Here is a 23342-nt window from a genome sequence, read left to right on the forward strand (position 1 = left end):
TGATTAATTCTTGAGCTAATTGGTGCGAATGAAAATGAAAATAATGCAATGAAAGGAAACCCCTTCATAGGAAGGGGGATTATCCCAGATTGAGAGGGGAACGCGCAAATTCGCGTACCCAATGCGACGGCACAGGGGACTCGCTCAATGCGATGTGGTAACCGGGCGGCAAAATGGTTTGCAACGCTTCGCGCGCCAGCAATTGCTGCTCCGGCGAATCCAGACGGATGACCAGGCCATCGCCTTCCGGCGTAATGCTTTTGATGCGGATGCCGCGCTCATCCAGGCGCTGGTAGACGTAAAAACCGTCGGGCAGCGACAGCCCTTGCTGGCTGGCGCGAATGCGCAGCTCGCTCTCGGTGCGCACCATGCAGGGCACCAGCAGCGTCGCCAATGCCAGCAGGGCGAGCGCGATCATCAAGACGTATTGCCAGCGCGGGCGCTTTGCTGTCACGCCCCTTTCCCCGGGTTCTGGCCGCTGGCGCGTTTCTTGCGCCACAGCACGATCAGCGAGCCGACCAGCCCGACCACCAGCAACACCAGCGGCAACATCATCAGGCAGAACATCAGCTGATCTTCATACTTGCGGAACACCGGGGTTTTCCCCAGCGCGAAGCCCAGCGTTGTCAGGATCAAGACCCACAGCAGGCCGCTCATCCAGTTGAAGAACTGGAAGCGCGCGTTGCTCAGGCCGGACAGCCCGGCGATGGTCGGCAGCAGGGTGCGCACGAAGGCCAGGAAGCGGCCGACCAGCAGAGCGGAAAGCCCGTGGCGGTGGAACAGATTGTGAGCGCGTTGATGGTAGTGGGCTGGCAGGTGAGAAAGCCAGCCTTGCACCGTTCGCGTATTGCCGAGCCATCGGCCCTGTATATAGCTGACCCAGCACCCCAGGCTGGCGGCGACGGTCAGGATAACGATGGTCAGCGGGAAACCCATGGTGCCTTTGGCGATCAGCACACCGACCAGGATCAGCAGGCTGTCGCCCGGCAGGAAAGCGGCCGGCAGCAGGCCGTTCTCCAAAAACAGGATCATGAACAGCAGGATGTAGAGGGTCCACACCAACGAAGGGTTCGCCAGCGTCTCAAAATCCTGCTGCCACAAGGCATGTATCAGTTCTTTAATGATGTCCATCCGGTGTTCCTAAAACGTCATTGTTTATTTTTATCTCAGCGGCGGAACGGGCGTGGGCTGAAAGCGCGCGGCGATCCTGAATGCTGATAACGATGAAACGGCGTTGCTTTAAGGTTTCTTAGCGGTGCGACACCGGTCATAGGTGGTAAGTCAGCGTGCCACGGTACTGCATGTTACTTTCTTTCCAGCCGGCCTGCCGACTCTGTTGCCTGGAGGCGTCCAGCATCCAGTCGACCTGGGCAAGCCGGTTGGGCGCCGGAGTGTCCTGGCGAGGGAAGCGAATTCGGTAGCCCGGCTCTGCGGCCAGGGTATAGACCGGCACCGGCAGGGAGGATACGAGCAGCGAACCGGGGAAAGAGTGCGCTCTGGGCAGCAGCAGCGGCAACTTGCCGGGGGCTTTGCGGCGCGCTTCGGCCGGCGCCCGATACACATGATCATAGGGGGAAAGCGCCGGCTCCGCCAGCGGCGGCAGGCTGCTCAGCGCGCTGGGGGTGGGCTTGGGTGACGCCACGCATAGCTGTTGGCCGGAGACCGAACCGGTCCAGCAGAAAACAGCAATCAGCATGGCAAACAACCAGCGCATTTATTCGCGTCCCGCCCCCGCAGCAATGGGTAAAAAAGTGGGCTAACTCTACCAAAATAGCACGATTGGCAACAGGGAAATCTACGTTGCCGACGGTGAAATAGTACACGGCAAACGGCGGTTCCGGCATCGATTCAGCGGATTTTACATTACCTGACATAAGCCGACGGTTTTTGACCGCCGTGGCTATTTCGGCTCGTGGCTCACGCCATCCAGATGCACCACCGGATTCTCGGCGAACAGGTAGCGGTCGGCGTTGTATTCGAAGTCGTCGCTGGTGGCGTTAAACAGCATCTGCTTGGTGTTTTCCAGATGCTGCCACATCGCCAGTTTGGCGGCGTAGGGATCTTTGCGCATCAGCGCCTTGAGGATCTGATCGTGATCGTCGCACCAGCTGGCGATCGAACGTTCGTCGATATGCTCGTGCAGTTTTTTCCAGTAAGGGTTGTTGACCCGCTGTACCCACATTTTTTCCACGATGGTGGCCATGGCGGTGTTCTGGGTGGCCAGCGCCACCTGCACGTGGAACTTCAGATCCCACTGCGAGTCGCGGAAGCGATCTTCTTTGCGGGCGTGCTCCTGGATCTCCATCAGCTGCACGATATCTTGTTTGGTCACCTGGGTGGCGGCGAATTCGGCGATGTTGCTTTCGATCAGCTGGCGCGCCTGCAGCAGCTCAAACGGGCCGGCGGTGGCGAACTCGATGCTGTCGCCCGGCACCACCAGGTGTTTTTGCTGGTTGGACACCACGTGGATCCCGGATCCCTTGCGCACGTCCACATAGCCTTCCACCTCCAGCATGATGATCGCTTCGCGCACCACGGTGCGGCTGACATTCATCTCTTCGGCGATGTATCGCTCGGCCGGCAGCTTGTCGCCTACCGGGTAGCGGCCGCTTTCGATGCGTTGCTTAAGCTCGGCGGCCAGTTGCTGATACAGGCGTCTGGTTTCAGTGAATTCCATAGTGAATGCTCTATACGGTGCGGTGGGAAGGGGCGCGTAGCCATCGGATTTGTTATACCACTTATTCGGCACCGCTGCCAGAGGAGCAGGAGGCCCGGCGCGGCGGCCGGGCGACGGGATCAGCTGCGCGCCGGGGACGGTTGCAGCGTGGCGGGTTGCGGTTCGGCGGCCGGGCGGTTTTGCAGCACCGTCCAGATGACGATGGCGCCGAGAATGTCGAAGACCGACAGCGCGGCGAACAGCGGGCTGAAGCCGAGGGTGTCCGCCAGGGCGCCCACCACCAGGGCGAACAGCGTGCTGGCGGTCCAGGCCGCCATGCCGGTCAGGCCGTTGGCGGTCGCTACCTCATTGCGGCCGAACACGTCGGAAGAGAGGGTGATCAGCGCGCCGGACAGCGCCTGATGGGCGAAGCCGCCGACGCACAGCAGCGCGATAGCCGCGTAAGGGCTGGTGAACAGGCCGATCATGCCGGGGCCGATCATCAACACCGCTCCCATCGTCACCACCAGCTTGCGCGAGACGATCAGATTGACCTTGAAATATTTCTGGAACAGCGGCGGCAGGTAGCCGCCGACGATGCAGCCGAGATCGGCGAACAGCATCGGCATCCAGGCGAACATGGCGATCTCTTTCAGATTAAAACCGTAGGCCTTGAACATGAACAGCGGGATCCAGGCGTTGAAGGTGCCCCAGGCCGGTTCCGCCAGAAAGCGCGGCAGCGCGATGCCCCAGAACTGGCGGTTGCGCACGATCTGCCAGGCGGACATTTTTTTGGCGTTAGAGGTCTGGTGCTGCGCTTCCTGCCCTTCGAGGATGTATCGGCGCTCTTCCTGGCTCAGTTTCTTCTGATCTTTCGGGTGCTTGTAGAACAGCAGCCAGCAGATGGCCCAGATCAGGCTCAGCACGCCGGTGATGATGAACGCCATCTCCCAGCTGTGCGCCACGATGGCCCACACCACCAGCGGCGGGGCGATCATGCCGCCGATCGACGAACCTACGTTGAAATAGCCGACGGCGATCGAACGTTCTTTGGCCGGAAACCACTCGCTGCTGGCCTTCAGCCCGGCGGGGATCATCGCCGCCTCGGCCATGCCGACCGCGCCGCGCGCCAGCGCCAGGCCGCCCCAGCTGTTGGCCAGCGCGGTACCCATGCAGAACAGCGCCCACAGAATGGCGAACATGGCGTAACCGACCTTGGTGCCCAGCACGTCCAGCACATAGCCCGCCACCGGCTGCATCACGGTATAGCAGGCGGAATAGGCGGCAACGATATAAGAATACTGTTGGGTGGTGATGTGCAGCGTATCTTCCAGCGTCGGCGCCGCCACGGCGATGGCGTTGCGGGTCAGGTAGCCCAGCACGGTGCCGATGGTCACCAGCCCGATCATGTACCAGCGTAACCCTTTAATTTTACGCATCCGAAATATCTCCCCGTTTGAAGGTATGGCCGGCGATGCGGCTGGCGAGACAATAACCTGTCATACAAGTTTAAAAGTTGAGTGATATCACAAAAGGAATTATTCGCCTGAGCGATACTGTCGCCGGTGAAATAGGGCGTTTATGCCGCGCATTTGCCGTAAAACTGAGCGAAAAAAGGATTGAAGGACAGCAGAACGGCAGATGGCGGGAAAAATTTGCTGGACGCTCGCTAAAATTGGTGTGATAACTTTTGTGATTCGATCCCTGTGCCGCACGGCAAGTAAGGTAAGGAGCCCGAGATGGCGACGTTTTTGAGCGAAGATTTCCTGCTGGACAGCGAATTTGCCCGGCGTTTGTATCACGACTACGCGGCGCACCAGCCGATTTTCGATTACCACTGCCATTTGCCGCCGCAACAGATTGCGGAGAATACCCGCTTCAGCAACCTGTACGATATCTGGCTGCGGGGGGATCACTACAAATGGCGGGCGATGCGCACCAACGGCGTGGCGGAGCGGCTGTGCACCGGCGATGCGGGCGATCGCGAGAAATTCGACGCCTGGGCCGCTACGGTGCCACACACCATCGGTAACCCGCTCTATCACTGGACGCACCTGGAGCTGCGCCGGCCGTTTGGCATCACTGGAACGCTGCTGTCGCCGGCCACGGCGGATGAGATCTGGCAGCGCGGCAATGCGCTATTGGCGCAGGATGAGTTTCGCGCGCGCGGCATCATGCGGCAGATGAACGTGAAAATGGTCGGCACTACCGACGATCCGATCGACGATCTGCGCCATCATCGGGCGATCGCCGACGATCACAGCTTCGATATCAAGGTGTTGCCGAGCTGGCGGCCGGACAAGGCCTTCACCATCGATGCGCCCGGCTTCAACGACTATCTGCGGCAGCTGGAGGCGGCGGCGGATACCGCGATCGGCCGCTTCAGCGCGCTGTGCGACGCCCTGTACAAGCGTATGGATCACTTCGCCGCCCACGGTTGCAAGGTGGCTGACCATGCGCTGGACGTGGTGGTGTTCGGCGAGGCCGATGAAGCGACGCTGGATGCAATCCTGCTGCGTCGCCTGAACGGCGAGTTGCCGACGCCGGAACAGAGCGCCCAGTTCAAAAGCGCGGTGCTGCTGTTCCTGGCCGGCGAATACCGGCGGCGCGGCTGGGTGCAGCAATATCACATCGGCGCGCTGCGCAATAACAACAGCCGCATGCTGGCCGCCGTCGGGCCGGATATCGGCTTCGACTCGATCAACGATCGGCCGCTGGCGGAGCCGCTGTCGCGGCTGCTGGATGCCCAGGCGCGGCAGGGCGGCCTGCCGAAAACCATTCTTTATTGCCTCAATCCGCGCGATAACGAAGTGATTGGCACCATGATCGGCAATTTCCAGGGGGAAGGCACGCCGGGCAAGATGCAGTTCGGCTCCGGCTGGTGGTTCAACGATCAGAAGGACGGCATGCAGCGCCAAATGACGCAGCTGGCGCAGCTCGGGCTGCTGAGCCGCTTCGTCGGCATGCTGACCGACAGTCGCAGTTTCCTGTCGTATACGCGCCATGAATACTTCCGTCGCATCCTTTGCCAGATGATCGGCCGCTGGGTGACGGACGGCGAAGCGCCGGCCGATATCGCGCTGCTGGGCGGAATGGTGAAAAATATCTGCTTCGACAACGCCAAAGACTATTTCGCCATTGACCTGGCGTAGCCGTTATCCGGGACCGGTTTATGCAAAGTACGATAAAGATTCACGAGCAGGATAACGTGGCGGTGGCGCTGCGCGACCTGGCCGCCGGAGAAACGCTTGAGCTGGCAGGCGTAGCCGTTCCGCTGGTACAGCCGGTGGCGCGCGGGCACAAGTTTGCGCTCGGCCCGATCGCCGAGGGTGAGGACATCATCAAATATGGCCAGCCGATCGGCCATGCGCTCGCGGCCATAGGCCGTGGGGAGCATATCCATTCGCAAAACGCCAAAACCAACCTGAGCGATCTGGACAGCTACCGTTACCAGCCGCAGTTCCCTGCGTTGCCGCCGCAGGCGGCGGATCGCGAGGTGCAGCTGTACCGCCGGGCCGACGGCGGCGTGGGGATCCGCAATGAACTGTGGATCGTGCCGACCGTCGGCTGCGTCAACGGCATCGCCCGCCAGATCCAGCAGCGTTTTTTGCAGCAAACGCAGGCGGAGGGGATCGACGGCGTGCATCTGTTCAGCCATCCGTTCGGCTGCTCGCAGTTGGGGCAGGATCATGCCAACACCCGCATCATGCTGCAGAACATGGCGCGCCATCCCAACGCCGGCGCGGTGCTGGTGATCGGGCTGGGGTGCGAGAACAATCAGGTGGATGCCTTTCGCGCCACGCTGGGGATGACGGACGAGCGGCGGCTGCGCTTTATGGTGTGCCAACAGCAGGACGACGAGGTGGAGGCCGGGCTGGCGCTGCTGCACGAGCTGTACCGGGAGATGCGCCACGATCGCCGCGAGCCGGGCCGCCTGAGCGAGCTGAAATTCGGCCTGGAGTGCGGCGGTTCGGACGGATTGTCGGGCATCACCGCCAACCCGTTGCTGGGGCGCTTTTCCGATTATGTGATCGCCAACGGCGGCACCACGGTGCTGACCGAAGTGCCGGAGATGTTCGGCGCCGAGCGCATTCTGATGAGCCGCTGCCGCGACGGGGAGACCTTCGACAAAACCGTCGACATGATCAACGATTTCAAACGCTATTTCATCGCCCATCAACAGCCGATATACGAGAATCCATCGCCGGGCAACAAGGCCGGCGGCATTACCACGCTGGAAGAGAAATCGCTCGGCTGCACCCAAAAAGCGGGCCTGAGCCAGGTGGTGGACGTGCTGAAGTACGGTGAGCGGCTGCGCGTGCCGGGGCTGAATCTGCTCAGCGCGCCGGGCAACGATGCGGTGGCGACCAGCGCGCTGGCCGGTGCCGGCTGCCATATGGTGCTGTTCAGCACCGGGCGCGGCACGCCGTACGGCGGCTTTGTGCCGACGGTGAAGCTGGCCACCAACAGCGAGCTGGCGGCGAAGAAACCGCACTGGATCGATTTCGACGCCGGCGGCCTGATCCACGGCGTGGCGATGGAGACTTTGCTCGGCCGCTTCGTCGATCTGATCGTCGAGATCGCCAACGGCCGCCCGGCGCGCAATGAAGCCAACGATTTCCGCGAGCTTGCGATCTTTAAAAGCGGGGTGACGCTGTAAGGCTGACAAAAAAGGCGCTCGAAAGAGCGCCTTTTCGATGCCGACAGGTGGGATTAACGCACCTTCAGCGGGTCTTCGTTCGCCAGCCGTTGATCTTCCGCCTGGCAGGCCGCGGCGGTGAACAGCACGTCGGTGGAAGAGTTAAGGGCGGTTTCCGCCGAATCCTGCAGCACGCCGATAATAAAGCCGACCGCCACCACCTGCATCGCCACGTCGTTCGGAATGCCGAACATATTGCACGCCAACGGGATCAGCAGCAGCGAGCCGCCGGCCACGCCGGAGGCGCCGCAGGCGCAGAGGGCAGCCACCACGCTCAGCAGCAGAGCGGTCGGGACGTCCACCGCGATGCCCAGCGTGTTCACCGCCGCCAGCGTCAGCACGGTGATGGTGATCGCCGCGCCGGCCATGTTGATGGTGGCGCCCAGCGGGATGGAAACCGAGTAGGTGTCCTCATTCAGGTTCAGCTTCTTGCATAGCTCCATGTTCACCGGGATGTTGGCGGCGGAGCTGCGGGTGAAGAAGGCGGTCACGCCGCTCTCGCGCAGGCAGGCGAACACCAGCGGATACGGGTTGCGGCGGATTTTCCAGTAAACGATCAGCGGGTTGAGCACCAGCGCTACCAGCAGCATGCAGCCGAGCAGCACCATCAGCAGCTGGGCGTAGCCCCACAGCACGCCGAAGCCGGTTTCCGCCAGCGTGGAGGCCACCAGGCCGAAGATGCCGAGCGGCGCACAGCGGATCACCGCGCGTACCACCAGCGTGACCGCATGGGACATGTCGTTGATCAGCCCCTTAGTGGTTTCGGAAGCGTGGCGCAGCGCCAGCCCCAGCCCGACGGCCCACGCCAGAATACCGATGTAGTTGGCGTTAATCAGCGCATGGAATGGGTTGGCCACCACGCTCATCAACAGACCCTTCATCACCTCCACAATGCCGCCCGGCGGGGTAATGTCGGTCGCACCGGTGGTCAGCGCCAGCGTAGAAGGGAAGATAAAGCTGACGACGACCGCCACCAGCGCTGCGGCAAAGGTGCCCAGCAGGTAGAGGAACAGGATCGGGCGAATGTTGGTCTTCTGCCCCTGTTTATGGTTGGCGATCGAGGCCATCACCAGGATCAGCACCAGCACCGGCGCCACCGCTTTCAGCGCGCCGACGAACAGGGTGCCGAGCAGGCCGACGGCCGCAGCGGCTGCCGGCGAAACCAACGCCACCAGAATGCCGGCCACCAGGCCGACCATGATTTGTTTGACCAGGCTACCCTGCATGATCCTTTGTAATAGTTTTTGCATAGTGCTTTCTTCCTGATGTTATCTGGCCGCCGCGGCGGGAACGACGCCGGGTAGCTTTATATGATTCTGTAACTAAGTGTGTTTGCCGAATCAGTATTCAGCAATCGAATGATGTTGGAAAGAGGCGGGGATGAAATTCTGAGCGCGGATCAACACTTGATAACATACTGGTTACATTTGTGTGATCGCAATAACGTTTGGCGTTTTGGGGGAATTGCCAAACAATAGCGGGGCGACTAGCGCCCCGGATAACAGATTGTGGTTATTTCTTCGCCAGGCGATCGTTGCGGCGATTGACCCAGGCGTTGATCAGCAAGGTAAGCGTCAGGATGCCTGCCACCACGCAGAGCGACACGCCGATCGGGATGTGGAAGAAGTCGATAATCAGCATCTTGATGCCGATAAACACCAGGATCACCGACAGGCCATATTTCAGCATCGAGAAACGTTCCGCTACGTTGGCCAACAGGAAGTACATGGCGCGCAGACCCATGATGGCGAACAGGTTAGAGGTCAGGACGATGAACGGATCGGTGGTCACGGCGAAGATCGCCGGGATGCTGTCTACCGCGAAGATCACGTCGCTCAGTTCGACCAGGATCAGCACCAGCACCAGCGGGGTAGCGAACAGGATGCCGTTGCGGCGCACGAAAAAGCGCTCGCCTTCCAGGCTGTCGGTCATGCGCAGGTGGCTGCGCAGCCATTTCACCAGCGGCTTGTCGCCGATCGCCGAGTCATCTTCCTTCGCCAGCGCCATCTTGATACCGGTGAACAGCAGGAAGGCGCCGAACAGATACAGCAGCCACTGGAACTGGCTGACCAGCCAGCTGCCGGCGAAGATCATGATGGTACGCAGCACGATCGCCCCCAGCACGCCGTAGATCAGCACCCGCCGCTGCAGGTTGGCCGGCACGGCGAAGTAGCTGAACAGCATCAGCCAGACGAACACGTTATCCACCGCCAGCGCTTTTTCGATCAGGTAGCCGGTCAGGAAGGCCAGCGCCTGGGTATCGGCGACGGCGCGCCCGGCGGTTTCATTCAGGTAGTACCAGAAACCGAAATTGAACAGCAGGGAGAGGCTGACCCACACCAGCGACCAGCTGGCGGCCTGCTTCAGGGTCATGGTGTGCGCGCCTTTACGGCCCTGCAACAGGAGGTCGATTGCGAGCATCACGACTATGACGGCGGCGAAGCTGCCCCATAACCACGGTGTGCCAACGGAATTCATCATCAGAGGTATCCTTCAAAAACAAAAACGGCCAACGTCGGAAGACGCCAGCCGCTTTGTGAACGCTGCAAGCAAACCTCGCCTTCCGGCAAGGTCTCACTTACAACGTTGATGAAGGTGGTTACACCTTTGACATCAGGTTGCCCGGTAACCGGATGCTTGCGCATCGTAATGACGATTGACCGGCAATGAAGTTACTCCCCTTTGCAGAGCAGAAAGTAATGCAAAATGTGTCGGCGGTCAACGTGAATCGCGTTAGCCGGCCATCGCTTTTTGCGCGCCGAGGCTGACGACGAACCCCTGCAGCAGCAGGCGGCTGAACGGCGTGTCGCTAACCTGTTGTTGTTGCTGTTGATAGCGGGCTTGCTGCTCGGGATGCAGTTCGCCGAGCCACTGCAGATACTGGCTCATCACCGCGCCGTTGAATTCCGGATGGAACTGGGTGGTCAGGGCGTGATCGCCATAGCGCAGGATCTGGTGCGCGTCCTGCTGCGAACGCGCCAGCGTCTGCGCGCCGGCGGGCGGCGTCAGCACGCTCTGCGAATGGATAAGGTTGGCCTTGAAACGCGGCGGCAGCAGGGTGAGCCGCCGGTCTTCAGCCGCGGCGGGCAGCAGTTCGATCTCCAGCGTACCCACCTCCATACCCTGCGGGTGATAGCCCACTTCGCCGCCGAGCGCGTAGGCCAACAGCTGGTGGCCGTAGCAGACGCCGAACAGCGGCAGTTTGATCGCCATCGCCTGACGCAGCCATTCGGCGGCCTCCTCGCTCCACGGCAGCTGTTCGGTCACCATCGCCGGCGAGCCGGTGATGACCACGCCGCAATAGGCGGCCGGCGGCAACGGCCGTTCGCCGGCGGGCAGATGCACAATGTGCGCGCGTTCGGCGTCGATGTTGCCCTGTTGCAGGAACATACCTTCAAAGTTGGCCAGTTCCTGGCGAATGGCCTGCGGCGCGTCGCCGGTTTGCATCACGAGCAGCGGTTTCATCTCATTCTCCGTCGGCGGGGAAGACGACGCCGGTCTGGCGGCGGATATCGGTCAGCAGGCGGGCGACGATCAGCGAATTCTCCAGCCCCGGGTGTTCCACCTGATGCTTCTCAATCAGCTCGGCGAAGGCCAGCGCTTCATACAGCATGGTATTGATGTGCTGCGTCTGGCTCAGATCCTGGCGGTTGCCGCCGCGCGGCGTTAGCGCCACGCCCTGACATTCGGAAATCTTGTCGATAATCAGCGTGCCTTCTTCCCCCTGGATCTCGCTGGGGATCGCCGAGTCGCTGACCTTGGAATGGGAAAGCGTGACGTCGAAATCGCCGTAGTTCAGGCAGACGGTGCCATGGGCGTCCACGCCGGTATCCAGCAGCGTGGCGCTGGCCAGCACCGACTGCGGCGCGCCGAACAGCGCCACTGCGCTGGCCAGGCAGTAATAGCCGATGTCCATGATCGAGCCGTTGGAGAACTGCGGGTTAAAGGTGTTGGGGTTCTCGCCGGCGAGGTAGCGCGGATAGCGCGAAGAGTATTGGCAATAGTTGATAAAGGCTTTGCGCAGCTGGCCGACTTTCGGCAATGCCTGCTGCAGCGCCAGGAAATTCGGCAAGTAGGCGCTTTTGAACGCTTCGAACAGCACCACCTGATTTTCCCGCGCGCAGGCTACCAGTTGTTCCGCTTCGCGCTGGTTGGAGGCCAGCGGTTTTTCGCAGATCACGTGTTTTTTATGGCGCAGGAACAGCAGCGATTGCGGGCAGTGCAGGGAATTGGGGCTGGCGATATACACCGCGTCTATGGCGTCAGACTGCGCCATCGCCTCGAGCGAGTCGAAAAACTGCGTGACCTGATAGTTGGCGCCAAACGCCTGCGCCTGTTCCAGCGAGCGTGAATACACGGCGCTCAGCTTGAGTTTGCCGCTTTCATGGGCGGCATCGATAAAACGTTCCGTAATCCAGTTGGTGCCGACGACGGCAAAGCGAATCATGGCGAGCTCCGGTCCAGGCTTAAAACCGCAGATTATCACGCCCTCACTCGCTATGCATACAGCTCGCCGAACAGCGAAAGGTGCGTCAGATACAGCCGGGTATCGAACTCCAACTGGTGGTAATCCGGCTCCATATGACAGCACAGGCTGTAGAACGCCTTGTTGTGATCTTTCTCTTTCAGGTGCGCCAGCTCATGCACCACGATCATGCGCAGGAACGGTTCGGGCGCAACCTTGAACACCGTCGCCACGCGGATTTCTGCCTTGGCCTTCAGCTTGCCGCCCTGCACGCGTGAGATAGCGGTATGCAGGCCGAGTGCGTGCTTCATGACGTGGATCTTGCTGTCGTAGGCCACCTTGCTCAGCGGCTGGGCGTTGCGCAGATACTGGTTTTTCAGATCGACGGTAAACTGATACAGCGACTTGTCGGTGGTGCAGTCGTGCACCTGCGGATAGCGCTGCAGCAGCACGTCTCCCAGCCGGTTCTGATGGATCAGTTGCTGCACCTGACTTTGCAGATGCGTTGGGTAGCCTTGCAGGTAGGTCAATTCAGACATTCTTGTTCCGTATCAACGGCCATTCAGCTGGTCATTCTATGCTGTTTTTTCGCTCAAATCCTGACATACGCAATTTATCCGAAAAAACATTTTACTGACGGGCGTTTTTAGGGGATAAACAGCCCAAATTTTATCAGTCAGGAGGGGCAATGAGCCAACTCGATCTGGGAACACAGCAACTTGAGCTGGAGCGTTATCCCCAACAGGAAGAATCCACCCAACTGCAGGCGTGGGAAGCGGCGGACGAATATCTGCTGCAACAGCTTGAAAACGTAGATATCGGCGGCCGTCCGGTGCTGATTTTCAACGATAACTTCGGCACCCTGGCCTGTGCGCTGCACGCGCATCGCCCTTACAGCGTCAGCGACTCGTACATGAGCCAGCTGGCGACGCGCCACAACCTCAAGCTCAACGGTCTGGATCCTGAGCAGGTCACGCTGTTGGACAGCCTGGCCGAGCTGCCGGCGGCGCCGGCGGTGGTGCTGATTCGCGTGCCGAAGGCGCTGGCGCTGCTGGAGCAGCAGCTGCGCGCGCTGCGCCACGTTGTGACCGAAGACACGCTGATCGTCGCCGGCGCCAAAGCGCGTGACGTGCATACCTCGACGATGCAGCTGTTCGAAAAGGTGCTGGGCCCGACGCGCACCAGCCTGGCGTGGAAGAAAGCGCGCCTGATCTTCTGCCAGGTGGCGGACATCGTCCCGCCGGCGGCAGCGGAAACCACCGACTGGACGCTGGATGGCACCGATTGGCTTATCCATAACCACGCCAACGTCTTCTCGCGCGGCAGCCTGGATATCGGCGCGCGCCTGTTCCTGGATCATCTGCCGCGTGGCCTGAACGGCCATATCGTCGATCTGGGCTGCGGCAACGGCGTGATTGGCTTGGCGGCGCTGGCGCAAAACCCGGAAGCGCAGGTGACCTTCGTCGATGAATCTTACATGGCGGTGGCCTCCAGCGAGCTGAACGTGGAGCACAACCTGCCACAAGAGCTGGATCGCTGCCAGTTTGAGGTGAACAACGCGCTGGCGGGCATCGAACGCGAAAGCGTGCAGGCGGTGCTGTGTAACCCGCCGTTCCACCAGCAGCACGCCATTACCGATCACACCGCCTGGCAGATGTTCTGCGACGCCAAGCGCTGCCTGCAGGTGGGCGGCGAATTGCGCATCGTCGGTAACCGCCATCTCGACTATCACCAGAAGCTCAAGCGTCTGTTCGGCAACTGCACGCTGGTGGCCTCGAACAAGAAGTTCGTGATCTTGAGAGCGGTGAAATCCGGCGCGCGTCGCTGAGCGTGATGACCAAGGGGCGCCAGGCGCCCCTTTTTTACAGCGCCATCGCCAGCCGCGTACCCTGATCGATCGCGCGGCGGGCGTCCAGCTCGGCGGCCACGTCGGCGCCGCCGATCAGATGCACGGTTTTCCCCATCGCCAGCAGCGGCTGCTGCAGCTCGCGGCGCGGTTCCTGCCCGGCGCAGATGACCACCGTGTCTACCGGCAGACAGCTGTCCTGCTCGGCGCGGGTGATGTGCAGTCCTTCGTCGTCGATCAGCCGATAGCTGACGCTGTTGAGCATCTTCACGCCGCGCATCGCCAGGCTGGCGCGGTGGATCCAACCGGTGGTTTTCCCCAGGCCTTCGCCCACTTTGCTGGTTTTGCGCTGCAACAGGTAGATCTGCCGCGCGGCACGCGGTGCCTGCGGCCCTTGCGCCGCCAGCCCGCCGCGCTGCTCAAGGCGGCCGTCGATGCCCCATTCGCGGTTGAATTCCGCCTGATCCAGGCTGCTGGACACGCCATGCTGGCTGAGGTACTCGGCGGTGTCGAAGCCGATGCCGCCGGCGCCGACGATCGCCACCCGCTGGCCGACCGGTTTTTTATCGCGCAGCACGTCCAGATAGCTCAGCACCTTGGCGTGGCCGATGCCGGGGATGTCCGGGGTGCGCGGCACGATGCCGCAGGCGAGGATCACTTCGTCGAATTCGCTTAAATCCGCCGCCTCGACCTTGACGCCCAATCTGACCGTCACTTCGCGCAGCGCCAGCTGGCGGCGGAAGTAACGCAGGGTTTCATGGAATTCTTCCTTGCCGGGGATCTGCTTGGCGATGTTGAACTGGCCGCCGATCTGATCGGCCGCGTCGAACAGCGTCACCTGATGGCCGCGGCTGGCGGCGGTGGTGGCGAAGGCCAGCCCGGCGGGGCCGGCGCCGATCACCGCCAGCGTTTTCGGTTTTTCCGCCATCGTCAACGGCATTTCGGTTTCGCGGCAGGCGCGCGGGTTGACCAGGCAAGACGTCAGCTTGCCTTCAAAAATCTGGTCGAGACAGGCCTGGTTGCAACCGATACAGGTATTGATCTCGTCGGCACGTCCCTCGGCGGCTTTCTGCACAAAGGCGGCGTCGGCGAGGAACGGGCGCGCCATCGACACCATGTCGGCGCAGCCGTCCGCCAGCACCTGCTCGGCCACCGCCGGATCGTTGATGCGGTTGGTAGTGATCAGCGGAATACCCACCTTGCCCATCAGCTTGCGGGTCACCCAGCTGAACCCGGCGCGCGGCACCATGGTGGCAATGGTCGGGATGCGCGCCTCGTGCCAGCCGATGCCGGTATTGATGATCGTGGCGCCCGCCTGTTCGACCGCCAGCGCCAGCTGTTCGATCTCCTGCCAGCTGGAGCCGTCTTCCACCAGATCGAGCATCGACAGCCGGTAGATCAGAATGAATTCTGCGCCCACTGCCTGGCGTACCGCCCGCACGATCTCGACGGCGAAGCGCATGCGGTTGGTGAAGCTGCCGCCCCAGCGATCGTCGCGCTGGTTGGTGCGCGCCGCCAAAAATTGGTTGATCAGGTAGCCTTCGGAACCCATCACCTCAACGCCGTCGTAGCCGGCCTGTTGCGCCAGCGCCGCGCAGCGGGCGAAGTCGGCGATGGTCTGCTCGATCTCCGTTTCACTCAGCGCGCTTGGCGCGAAGGGATTGATCGGCGCCTGCAGCGCGGAAGGGCCCACCGGGTGCGGCTGATAGCTGTAGCGGCCGGCATGCAGGATCTGCAGCGCTATCTTGCCGCCCGCGCGATGAACGGCCTCGGTGACCGGCCGATGGTGAGGCAGCTGCGCCTCGCTGTTGAGGGTAGAACCGCCGCGATACACCACGCCTTTGTCGTTGGGCGCGATGCCGCCGGTGACGATCAGGGCCACGCCGGCGGCGGCGCGCTCGGCATAGAACGCGGCCAGGCGCTGCGGGCCGTCAGGCAGCTCTTCCAGGCCGGTATGCATCGATCCCATCAGCACCCGGTTTTTCAGGGTAGTGAAGCCGAGATCCAGCGGCGCCAGCAGGTGAGGGTAATTGCTCATTGCACTCTCCATCGGGTGAAATCGGGGCCCGTTGTTATAATTATGTGAACACAAGTGGTCGGATGAGATAAATCTAGCCGTTGTCGCGCCGCTTGGGAATCTGCGTTGTGCCGAATGTGATAGACGTCATGAATCTCAGGCAACGTTTGCATAACGAACAAAAGATCGGTTAACCTTTGCGCGTTGTAAATTCCTTCTCTCTGCGGAGCCATAACCGAAAATGAACAATCACACCTGTTGATATCTGGTCCCACGCTGTGCGCTCCCGCGCCCTGTGGGGATGTTTTGATCTCATTCAGGAGTGCTTATGGCTCATTTTGCGCAGTCCCCTTATTTCGTTTTACATCAACTGACCTGCCAATTTGCTGACGGCGAAACGCTGTTCGGCCCGCTGGATCTCGCTTTCGATCGGTCGCGCTGCGGCCTGGTGGGGCGCAACGGCGTCGGCAAAACCCAGCTGCTGCGCCTGATCGTCGGACGGGATCGGCCGAGCATCGGGCACGTCGAATCCCATGCCGCATTGGCTTACGTTGCGCAGCAGCCGGAGATCGCGGCGAACACCACGCTGGCGCAGCTGCTGGGCTACGGCGAGGTCTTCGCCGCGCTGGCGCGCATCGAGCAGGGGCGGCCGTTGGCGGACGACATCGATCGTCTGGAAGGGCGCTGGGATCTCAACGATCGCCTGCAAAGCGCCTTCGCCGCCGCCGGGCTGCCGGCCTTCGATCCGCTGCGATCCGCGTGCGACTTGAGCGGCGGCGAACGGATGCGCGCGGCGCTGTGCGGCGCTTTTCTGGGGGAGGCGGATTATCTGCTGTTGGACGAACCGACCAACCACCTCGACAGCGTCGGGCGCGCCTGGTTGTATCAGCAGTTGGATCAGTGGCGCGGCGGGCTGCTGATCGCCAGCCATGACCGGCAGCTGCTGGGGCGTATGGAGCGCATCGTCGAACTGACGCCCGGCGCGCTGCGCAGCTACGGCGGCAACTACGACGACTACCGGCGCCAGCGCGATACGGAGCAGCAGGCGGCGCGCGCCGATCTGGAGCATGCGCGCGAGGAGCGCCGCCGCACCCGCGCCCGCCAGCAGAAAGAGCACGACATGAGCCAGCGACGCTCGGCGCAAACGCTGCGCGTCGTCGATACGCTGAATATCGCCTCCTTCGAACGGGTGGCCTACAAATCGGCGGCGAAGGAGAGCCTCGGCACGCTGCGCAAACAGCATCAGGATCAGCGCGACAGCCTCGATGCGGCGGTGCGCGAGGCCTATCAGCGGGTGGAGGACGAGCAGCCGGTGTTGCTGGCGTTGCCGGGCAGTGAAGTGAGCGCGAACAAGCAGGTGCTGGTGCTCGAGCAGCTGCAGCTGCCGTTCGTCAGCGCGCCGCCGTTGGATCTGCGGATCGACGGCCCGATGCGCGTGGCGTTGACCGGCCCCAACGGCTGCGGCAAGTCCACTTTACTGAAGACCGTTCTCGGTCAGCTGACGGCGCTGTCCGGTCATTGTCATTGCCCGCTGTCGACGGCCTACCTCGATCAAACCCTGTCGCAGCTCGACCCGAATCTGTCGGTGATGGACCATCTGGGGCTGCAGGATTCGCCGCTGGCGGAAGGCGCGTTGCGCACCCGGCTGGTGCAGCTGCAGCTTGGCGCGGATCGCATCGCGCTGCCGCTGGGCTCGCTGAGCGGCGGCGAACGGCTCAAGGCGGCGCTGGCCTGTGCGCTGTGGCGGCGGCAACCGGCGCAGCTGCTGTTGCTGGACGAACCGACCAACCACCTGGATCTGGCGTCGTCGCTGGCGATCGAAACCGCCCTGGCGGATTTCCCCGGCGCGATGCTGGTGGTATCGCACGACGAAGACTTCCTGCAGGCGCTGCGGCCGACGCACCGCCTGCACCGACAGGCGGACGGCTGGCGGCTTCAGGCCTGGTAAGGCGTGAAGGCGGCCCTAGGGGGCCGCCTTTTGCATCTCGGGCGCGTTAATGCACGCCAACAGTTGGGTGAAGGCCGCGGCCATCTGCTCTTCCGGTACGCAGGCAAACCCCATCAGCAGGCCGCGCCGGCGGTTGGGCAGCATGTAGTAGCGCGACAGCGGCCGCACCAGCACCCCCTGCGCGCCGGCGGCGGCGGCGATCGCCACGTCGTCGGCCTCGTCCGGCAGATTGAGGATCAGATGCAATCCGGCGTTGCTGTTGAACTCGCTGAGCGCCTGTTTGCCGAGGTGCTGTTCGATCAATCCGGTCAGAAAGGCGCGCCGCCGGGCGTACAGCAACCGCATGCGGCGGATATGCGCGGTGTAGTGCCCCGCCTGAATAAACTCCGCCAGCGCGCTCTGGATCAGCAGGTGCCCGCCGCGGTACAGCTCGGCGTGGGCGGTTTTCAACGCCTGCACCAGCGGCAGCGGCAATACCACATAGCCGAGGCGCAGCGCCGGGTAGAGCGTCTTGCTGAAGGTGCCGATGTAAATCACCGGCGCATCGGCCTCCAGCCCTTGCAGCGCCGGGATCGGTTGGCCGGAAAAGCGGAATTCGCTGTCGTAGTCGTCCTCGACGATCCAACCGCCGGCGTTGCGCGCCAGCGCCAGCAGCCGTTGGCGCCGCGCCAGGCTCATCACCGAGCCGAGTGGATACTGGTGCGACGGGGTAACAAAGATCAGCCGCGGCGGGGTGGTCGGCTGCTCCGGCGGCACCAGCCCGGCTTCGTCCACCGCCAGCGGGCAGATATTCAGCGCATTGATGCGCAGGATATTGCGGATCCCCCAATAGCCCGGCTCTTCGATCCAGGCGTCATCCCCCGGATTGCACAACATGCGCGTCACCAGATCGATCGCCTGATGGATGCCCTCGGTGATCAGGATCTGTTCCGGCGAGCAGTGCACTGAGCGCGCTACCCGTAAATACTCCACCAATGCATGTTGCAGCTCCGGGCTACCGCCCTGATTGCTGTAGGTCAGCCGCTGCGGCGCCGGGCGGCGGCTGAGGCGCGCCTGGATCTTGCTGAACAGCTGATGGGGAAAGGCGTTGACGTCGGGCACGCCGGGAATGAACGCCCCCCATTGTTTGGGGCTGGCGCTGGCGTGGTGCAGCAGCGTGGCGCCGCGCTCCGACAATTCGACGCGGCGTGGTTGCCCGCTGCCGTTCGCCGGGGCGCCGCCGGTGGAGAGGCAGCTGTCCGGCACCGTGTCGGCGACGAAGGTACCGCTGCCGGCGCGCGCCGACACGTAACCTTCCGCCAGCAGTTGTTCGTAAACGGTTAACACGGTGTTGCGGGACAGGCTGAGCTCCTGCGCCAGATCGCGCGAGGCGGGCAGGCGGCTGGAGGGCGGCAGGCTGCCGTCGAGAATGCTGGTGCGGATCGCGTTGTAAAGCCGCTTGTGCAGCTTGTCATCGGGCTGCTCGCCGAGGCGCTGCAGCAACAGATCACCACTCAATGAGCGCAATTGGATCCCTCAATTATTCGTAACTGGCACTCGATTATAGGGCCACATCCTGTGTAAATAAACGGCATTGTTTCACGAATGTGAACGAAACGTGTAACTGGCACCGACCGGAGAGAACAGCATGAAAAACGCAGAATTGAACCAACGCCGTCAGGACGCCACCCCGCGCGGAGTGGGCGTGATGTGTGGTTTTTACGCCGAGCGCGCAGAGAACGCCACGCTGTGGGATGTGGAAGGCAAAGAAGTGATCGATTTCGCCTCGGGGATCGCCGTGCTGAACACCGGCCACCGCCACCCGAAGGTGATCGCCGCGATTGAAAAGCAGCTGCAGGCCTTCACCCACACCGCCTATCAGATCGTTCCTTACGAAAGCTATGTCTCGTTGGCGGAGCGTATCAACCAGCGCGCGCCGATCGCCGGCCCGTGTAAAACCGCCTTCTTCACCACCGGCGCGGAAGCGGTGGAAAACGCGGTGAAGATCGCCCGCGCTTACACCGGCCGCCCGGGGTTGATCACCTTCGGCGGCGGTTTCCACGGCCGCACCTATATGACCATGGCGCTGACCGGCAAAGTGGCGCCTTACAAACTGGGCTTCGGCCCATTCCCCGGCTCGGTGTTCCACGGCCAGTACCCGAACGCGTTGTACGGCGTGACCACCGAAGACGCGATGAACAGCCTGGATCGCCTGTTTAAAGCGGATATCGATCCCAAGCAGGTGGCGGCGATCGTGCTGGAGCCGGTGCAGGGCGAAGGCGGCTTCAACGTGGCGCCAGCCGAGTTCATGCAGGCGCTGCGCGCGCTGTGCGACCAGCATGGCATCCTGCTGATCGCCGACGAAGTGCAGACCGGCTTCGCCCGTACCGGCAAGCTGTTCGCCATGGAGCACTACAGCGTTAAACCGGATCTGATCACCATGGCGAAAAGCCTGGCGGGCGGCATGCCGCTGTCGGCGGTGGCGGGCCGCGCCGAGGTGATGGACGCGCCGGCGCCGGGTGGGCTGGGCGGCACCTACGCCGGTAACCCGCTGGCGGTGGCCGCGGCGCATGCGGTGCTGGACGTGATCGACGAAGAGCAGCTATGCCAGCGCGCCCAGCGCTTGGGCGAGCACCTGGTGGAAGTGTTGCAGCAGGCGCGCAAAACCAGCCCGGCGATCGCCGATGTGCGTGCGCAAGGTTCGATGGTGGCGGTGGAGTTCAACGATCCGGCTACCGGCAAGCCTTCGGCGGAGATCACCCGTCAGGTGCAGCAGAAGGCGATGGAGGAAGGGCTGCTGCTGCTGAGCTGCGGCGTGAACGGCAACGTGATCCGCTTCCTGTACCCGCTGACCATCCCGGACGATCAGTTCACCAAGGCGATGGGCATTCTGACCCGCGCGCTGGCTCACTAAGGAGCGAACGGCATGAAATTGAACAATCCCGAGCTGCTGCGCAGCCAGTGTCTGATCAACGGCGAATGGTGCGATGCCCTGAGCGGCCAGCGCGAAGCGGTGATCAACCCGGCCACCGGCGTCGAACTGGCCAGCATTCCGCTGGTCAGCGAAGAGGAAACCCAGCAGGCGATCGCGGCGGCGCAGCGGGCGCAAAGCGAGTGGAAACAGCTGACTGCCAAGCAGCGTTCCGCGCTGCTGTTGGCCTGGGCCGACAAGGTGCTGGCCGCACAGGAAGATCTGGCGCAGTTGATGACCGCCGAGCAGGGCAAATCGCTGGCGGAAGCGCGCGGCGAAGTGGCCTACGCCGCGTCGTTCATCACCTGGTTCGCCGAAGAGGCCAAGCGGGTGGACGGCGCGGTATTGCAGGCGCCACAGGCTTCGCAGCGCCTGGTGGTGGTTAAGCAGCCGATCGGCGTGTGCGCGGCCATCACCCCGTGGAATTTCCCGGCGGCGATGATCACCCGCAAGGTGGCGCCGGCGCTGGCGGCGGGCTGCGCCATCATCGTCAAACCGGCCGAGCAAACGCCGCTGACCGCGTTGGCGCTGGCCAAGCTGGCGCAGGACGCTGGCATTCCCGCCGGCGTTTTACAGGTGGTGACCGGCGAAGCGGCGCAGGTGGGCAAGGTGCTGTGCGACAGCCCGGTGGTGCGCAAGCTGAGCTTTACCGGTTCGACCGAGGTCGGCCGCATCCTGATGGCGCAGTGCGCGCCGAGCATCAAGAAACTGTCGCTGGAGCTGGGTGGCAACGCGCCGGTCATCGTGTTCGACGACGCCAATCTGGACGCGGCGGTGGCGGGCATCATGGCCTCCAAGTTCCGCAACAGCGGCCAGACCTGCGTCTGCGCCAACCGCATCTACGTGCAGGACGGCATCTACGAGCGGCTGGCGGAGAAACTGGTGGCGGCGGTCGAACAGCTGAAAGTCGGCGACGGCAGCCAGGAAGGCACCACCCAGGGGCCGCTGATCGACAGCGATGCGGTGGCGAAGGTGCAGAGCCATATCGACGATGCGCTGATCAAAGGGGCGCAGATCGCCACCGGCGGCCAGCCGCACGCGCTCGGCGGCACTTTCTTCCAGCCGACGGTGGTGACCGGGGTAACGCAGAAGATGCGCTTCGCCAAAGAAGAGACCTTCGGGCCGGTGGCGCCGCTGTTCCGTTTCCATGACGAGGCGGAAGCCATCGCCATGGCCAACGACACCGAATTCGGCCTGGCCGCCTACCTGTTCACGCAGAACGCTGCGCGCCAGTGGCGCGTGCCGGAAGCGCTGGAGTACGGCATGGTCGGCATCAACACCGGGTTGATTTCCAACGAGGTGGCGCCGTTCGGCGGCGTGAAGCAGTCAGGGCTCGGGCGCGAAGGATCGCGCTACGGGATAGAAGAATATCTGGAGCTGAAATACCTGTGTATCGATGTGAGCTGTTGAGCGTCAGGACGTTAACCCATCCCGGCGGCCAGCGTCGCCGGGCGATAAAGGATGATGCATGTCTGATAATATCTCTGTTTCTCCGGTGCTTGCCGCCGGGGTGCGAGCACCTGCACCCGCCAAATCGTTAAGTTTCCTCGAAGGGGTGGCGATGATCGTCGGCACCAACATCGGCGCCGGGGTGCTCTCCATCGCCTACGCCTCCAGCAAGGCCGGTTTCCTGCCGCTGCTGTTCTGGCTGGTGCTGGTGGGGAGCCTGACCACCATCACTATGCTGTACGTCGCCGAATCCACGCTGCGCACCCGCGCGCATCTGCAGCTGAGCGGGCTGGCGAAGCGCTACGTCGGCGGCCTGGGCGCCTGGCTGATGTTCGCTTCGGTGTGCGTCAACAGCGTTGGGGCGCTTACCGCCTATATGACCGGCAGCGGCAAGCTGCTGCAATCGCTGTTCGGCATCTCGCCGGCGCTGGGCAGCCTGCTGTTCTTCGTGCCCGCCGCCGGCGTGCTGTACCTCGGTTTGAAAGCGATCGGCCGCGGCGAGAAGTTCATCAGCATCGGCATGGTGGTGATGTTGACCGCGCTGGTGGCGGCAACGCTGCTGAAAGACACCACCCAGATGCGCAACCTGCTGGACGGCGACTGGCGCTATATGGTGCCGGTGTTCAACGTGGTGGTGTTCTGCTTCTCGGCGCAGTACATCGTGCCGGAGATGGCGCGCGGCTTTGCCGACAAGCCTGAGCAACTGCCGAAGGCGATCATCGTCGGTATGGTGGTGACCTTCATTTTGCTGGCGGCGGTGCCGATGTCGGTGATCGCGCTCAGCGGGCTGGATGACATCTCCGACGTGGCCACTATCTCCTGGGGCCAGGCGCTGGGGCAGTGGGCGTTCTTCTCCGCCAACATCTTTGCGCTGTGCGCGATGTTGACTTCGTACTGGGGATTGGGCGGCAGCTTCCTGACCAATATTTTCGACAAGTTCCGGCTGGGCAATGACGAGCTGCCGCTGCGCCGCTTCGGCGTACTGCTGCTGGTGGTGGTGCCGCCGTTCGTGCTGGCCTACAGCGGCCTGGTGTCGTTCGTCAACGCGCTCTACTTCGCCGGGGTGTTCAGCGGGGTGATCCTGTCGATCATGCCGATGCTGATCCTGCGCGGCGCGCGCAAGCAGGGCGACCAGACCCCACGCTGGCAGTGCAATTGGATCACGCACCCGTTGCTGCAGGTCAGCATTGTGCTGCTGTACCTGGCCAGCGCGGTGTACGCCATCGCTTCATTGTTAGGCTATCTGCCCTCTGGATGGTGATTTGCCTTCCCTCAAGCAGTGATGTTGTTTCTCGGCATTGAGAACGGCGGC

At 62.6% G+C, this 23342-nt stretch carries 19 protein-coding genes; 7 read left to right on the top strand and 12 right to left on the bottom strand.

The features are described 5' to 3' along the window. Window positions 1–79: 79 nt before the first annotated feature. The 5 genes from mzrA to ACUTSC_RS00935 form a co-directional block, all read right to left on the bottom strand. Window positions 80–454 carry an EnvZ/OmpR regulon moderator MzrA gene (gene mzrA / locus ACUTSC_RS00915; RefSeq protein ID WP_004937130.1) on the bottom strand — a complete coding sequence of 125 codons (375 nt, stop codon included), beginning with the start codon at window positions 452–454 and terminating at the stop codon, window positions 80–82. Next, window positions 451–1131 carry a DedA family protein gene (locus ACUTSC_RS00920; RefSeq protein ID WP_033644523.1) on the bottom strand — a complete coding sequence of 227 codons (681 nt, stop codon included), beginning with the start codon at window positions 1129–1131 and terminating at the stop codon, window positions 451–453. The genes mzrA and ACUTSC_RS00920 overlap by 4 nt, the downstream gene beginning before the upstream one ends. A 136-nt stretch (window positions 1132–1267) precedes the next feature. Continuing rightward, on the bottom strand, window positions 1268–1714 hold the full coding sequence (locus ACUTSC_RS00925) for a hypothetical protein (protein WP_197767525.1): 447 nt from the start codon (window positions 1712–1714) through the stop codon (window positions 1268–1270). 186 nt (window positions 1715–1900) lie between these two features. Further along, window positions 1901–2677: a transcriptional regulator ExuR gene (gene exuR, locus ACUTSC_RS00930; protein ID WP_033636102.1), complete on the bottom strand. Its 777-nt coding sequence runs from the start codon at window positions 2675–2677 to the stop codon at window positions 1901–1903. A gap of 119 nt (window positions 2678–2796) precedes the next feature. Next, complete coding sequence (locus ACUTSC_RS00935) at window positions 2797–4095, bottom strand: MFS transporter (RefSeq protein ID WP_197767524.1); 1299 nt, start codon at window positions 4093–4095, stop codon at window positions 2797–2799. 300 nt (window positions 4096–4395) lie between these two features. Between ACUTSC_RS00935 and uxaC the strand changes: the two genes are divergently transcribed. Both uxaC and ACUTSC_RS00945 read left to right on the top strand, forming a co-directional pair. After that, window positions 4396–5808 (top strand): glucuronate isomerase, encoded by a 1413-nt coding sequence (gene uxaC / locus ACUTSC_RS00940; RefSeq protein WP_197767522.1) that lies wholly within the window; start codon window positions 4396–4398, stop codon window positions 5806–5808. A gap of 20 nt (window positions 5809–5828) precedes the next feature. Then, complete coding sequence (locus tag ACUTSC_RS00945; RefSeq protein ID WP_197767521.1) at window positions 5829–7316, top strand: UxaA family hydrolase; 1488 nt, start codon at window positions 5829–5831, stop codon at window positions 7314–7316. Between the two features lie 53 nt (window positions 7317–7369). On the opposite strand, the gene sstT is transcribed toward ACUTSC_RS00945, so the two are convergent. The 5 genes from sstT to ACUTSC_RS00970 form a co-directional block, all read right to left on the bottom strand. Continuing rightward, a complete protein-coding gene (sstT, locus tag ACUTSC_RS00950) occupies window positions 7370–8605 on the bottom strand; it encodes a serine/threonine transporter SstT (RefSeq protein ID WP_197767520.1) in 1236 nt (411 codons plus the stop codon). 262 nt (window positions 8606–8867) lie between these two features. Next, window positions 8868–9836: a TerC family protein gene (locus ACUTSC_RS00955; protein WP_443006802.1), complete on the bottom strand. Its 969-nt coding sequence runs from the start codon at window positions 9834–9836 to the stop codon at window positions 8868–8870. A gap of 252 nt (window positions 9837–10088) precedes the next feature. Beyond that, window positions 10089–10820 carry a glutamine amidotransferase gene (locus ACUTSC_RS00960; protein WP_060424716.1) on the bottom strand — a complete coding sequence of 244 codons (732 nt, stop codon included), beginning with the start codon at window positions 10818–10820 and terminating at the stop codon, window positions 10089–10091. Between the two features lies 1 nt (window position 10821). Then, window positions 10822–11802, bottom strand: coding sequence for a Gfo/Idh/MocA family oxidoreductase (locus ACUTSC_RS00965; RefSeq protein ID WP_197767519.1), 981 nt, complete (start codon window positions 11800–11802; stop codon window positions 10822–10824). Window positions 11803–11852: 50 nt separating this feature from the next. Further along, window positions 11853–12359, bottom strand: coding sequence for a M48 metallopeptidase family protein (locus ACUTSC_RS00970; protein WP_004937154.1), 507 nt, complete (start codon window positions 12357–12359; stop codon window positions 11853–11855). 149 nt (window positions 12360–12508) lie between these two features. Between ACUTSC_RS00970 and rlmG the strand changes: the two genes are divergently transcribed. Then, window positions 12509–13648, top strand: a complete 1140-nt coding sequence (rlmG, locus tag ACUTSC_RS00975; RefSeq protein ID WP_197767518.1) for a 23S rRNA (guanine(1835)-N(2))-methyltransferase RlmG — start codon at window positions 12509–12511, stop codon at window positions 13646–13648. A gap of 34 nt (window positions 13649–13682) precedes the next feature. On the opposite strand, the gene ACUTSC_RS00980 is transcribed toward rlmG, so the two are convergent. After that, window positions 13683–15704 (bottom strand): oxidoreductase, encoded by a 2022-nt coding sequence (locus tag ACUTSC_RS00980; RefSeq protein WP_443002422.1) that lies wholly within the window; start codon window positions 15702–15704, stop codon window positions 13683–13685. A gap of 307 nt (window positions 15705–16011) precedes the next feature. On the opposite strand from ACUTSC_RS00980, the gene ACUTSC_RS00985 reads away from it, so the two are divergent. Then, on the top strand, window positions 16012–17631 hold the full coding sequence (locus ACUTSC_RS00985; protein WP_445653033.1) for an ABC-F family ATP-binding cassette domain-containing protein: 1620 nt from the start codon (window positions 16012–16014) through the stop codon (window positions 17629–17631). Window positions 17632–17646: 15 nt separating this feature from the next. On the opposite strand, the gene pdxR is transcribed toward ACUTSC_RS00985, so the two are convergent. Then, the gene (gene pdxR / locus ACUTSC_RS00990; protein ID WP_197767515.1) at window positions 17647–19137 is read right to left on the bottom strand and encodes a MocR-like pyridoxine biosynthesis transcription factor PdxR; all 1491 of its coding nucleotides are present in this window, start codon (window positions 19135–19137) and stop codon (window positions 17647–17649) included. Between the two features lie 121 nt (window positions 19138–19258). Between pdxR and ACUTSC_RS00995 the strand changes: the two genes are divergently transcribed. Genes ACUTSC_RS00995 through ACUTSC_RS01005 form a run of 3 tightly spaced genes read left to right on the top strand, consistent with a single transcriptional unit; the run spans window position 19259 to window position 23291 of the window. Then, window positions 19259–20524, top strand: a complete 1266-nt coding sequence (locus ACUTSC_RS00995) for a 4-aminobutyrate--2-oxoglutarate transaminase (protein WP_197767514.1) — start codon at window positions 19259–19261, stop codon at window positions 20522–20524. 12 nt (window positions 20525–20536) lie between these two features. Further along, window positions 20537–21991 carry a succinate-semialdehyde dehydrogenase gene (locus ACUTSC_RS01000; RefSeq protein ID WP_197767513.1) on the top strand — a complete coding sequence of 485 codons (1455 nt, stop codon included), beginning with the start codon at window positions 20537–20539 and terminating at the stop codon, window positions 21989–21991. Between the two features lie 58 nt (window positions 21992–22049). Then, window positions 22050–23291, top strand: a complete 1242-nt coding sequence (locus ACUTSC_RS01005) for an aromatic amino acid transport family protein (RefSeq protein WP_197767512.1) — start codon at window positions 22050–22052, stop codon at window positions 23289–23291. The last annotated feature ends 51 nt before the right edge of the window (window positions 23292–23342 follow it).

This window comes from Serratia sp. TSA_105.2 (assembly GCF_052692115.1).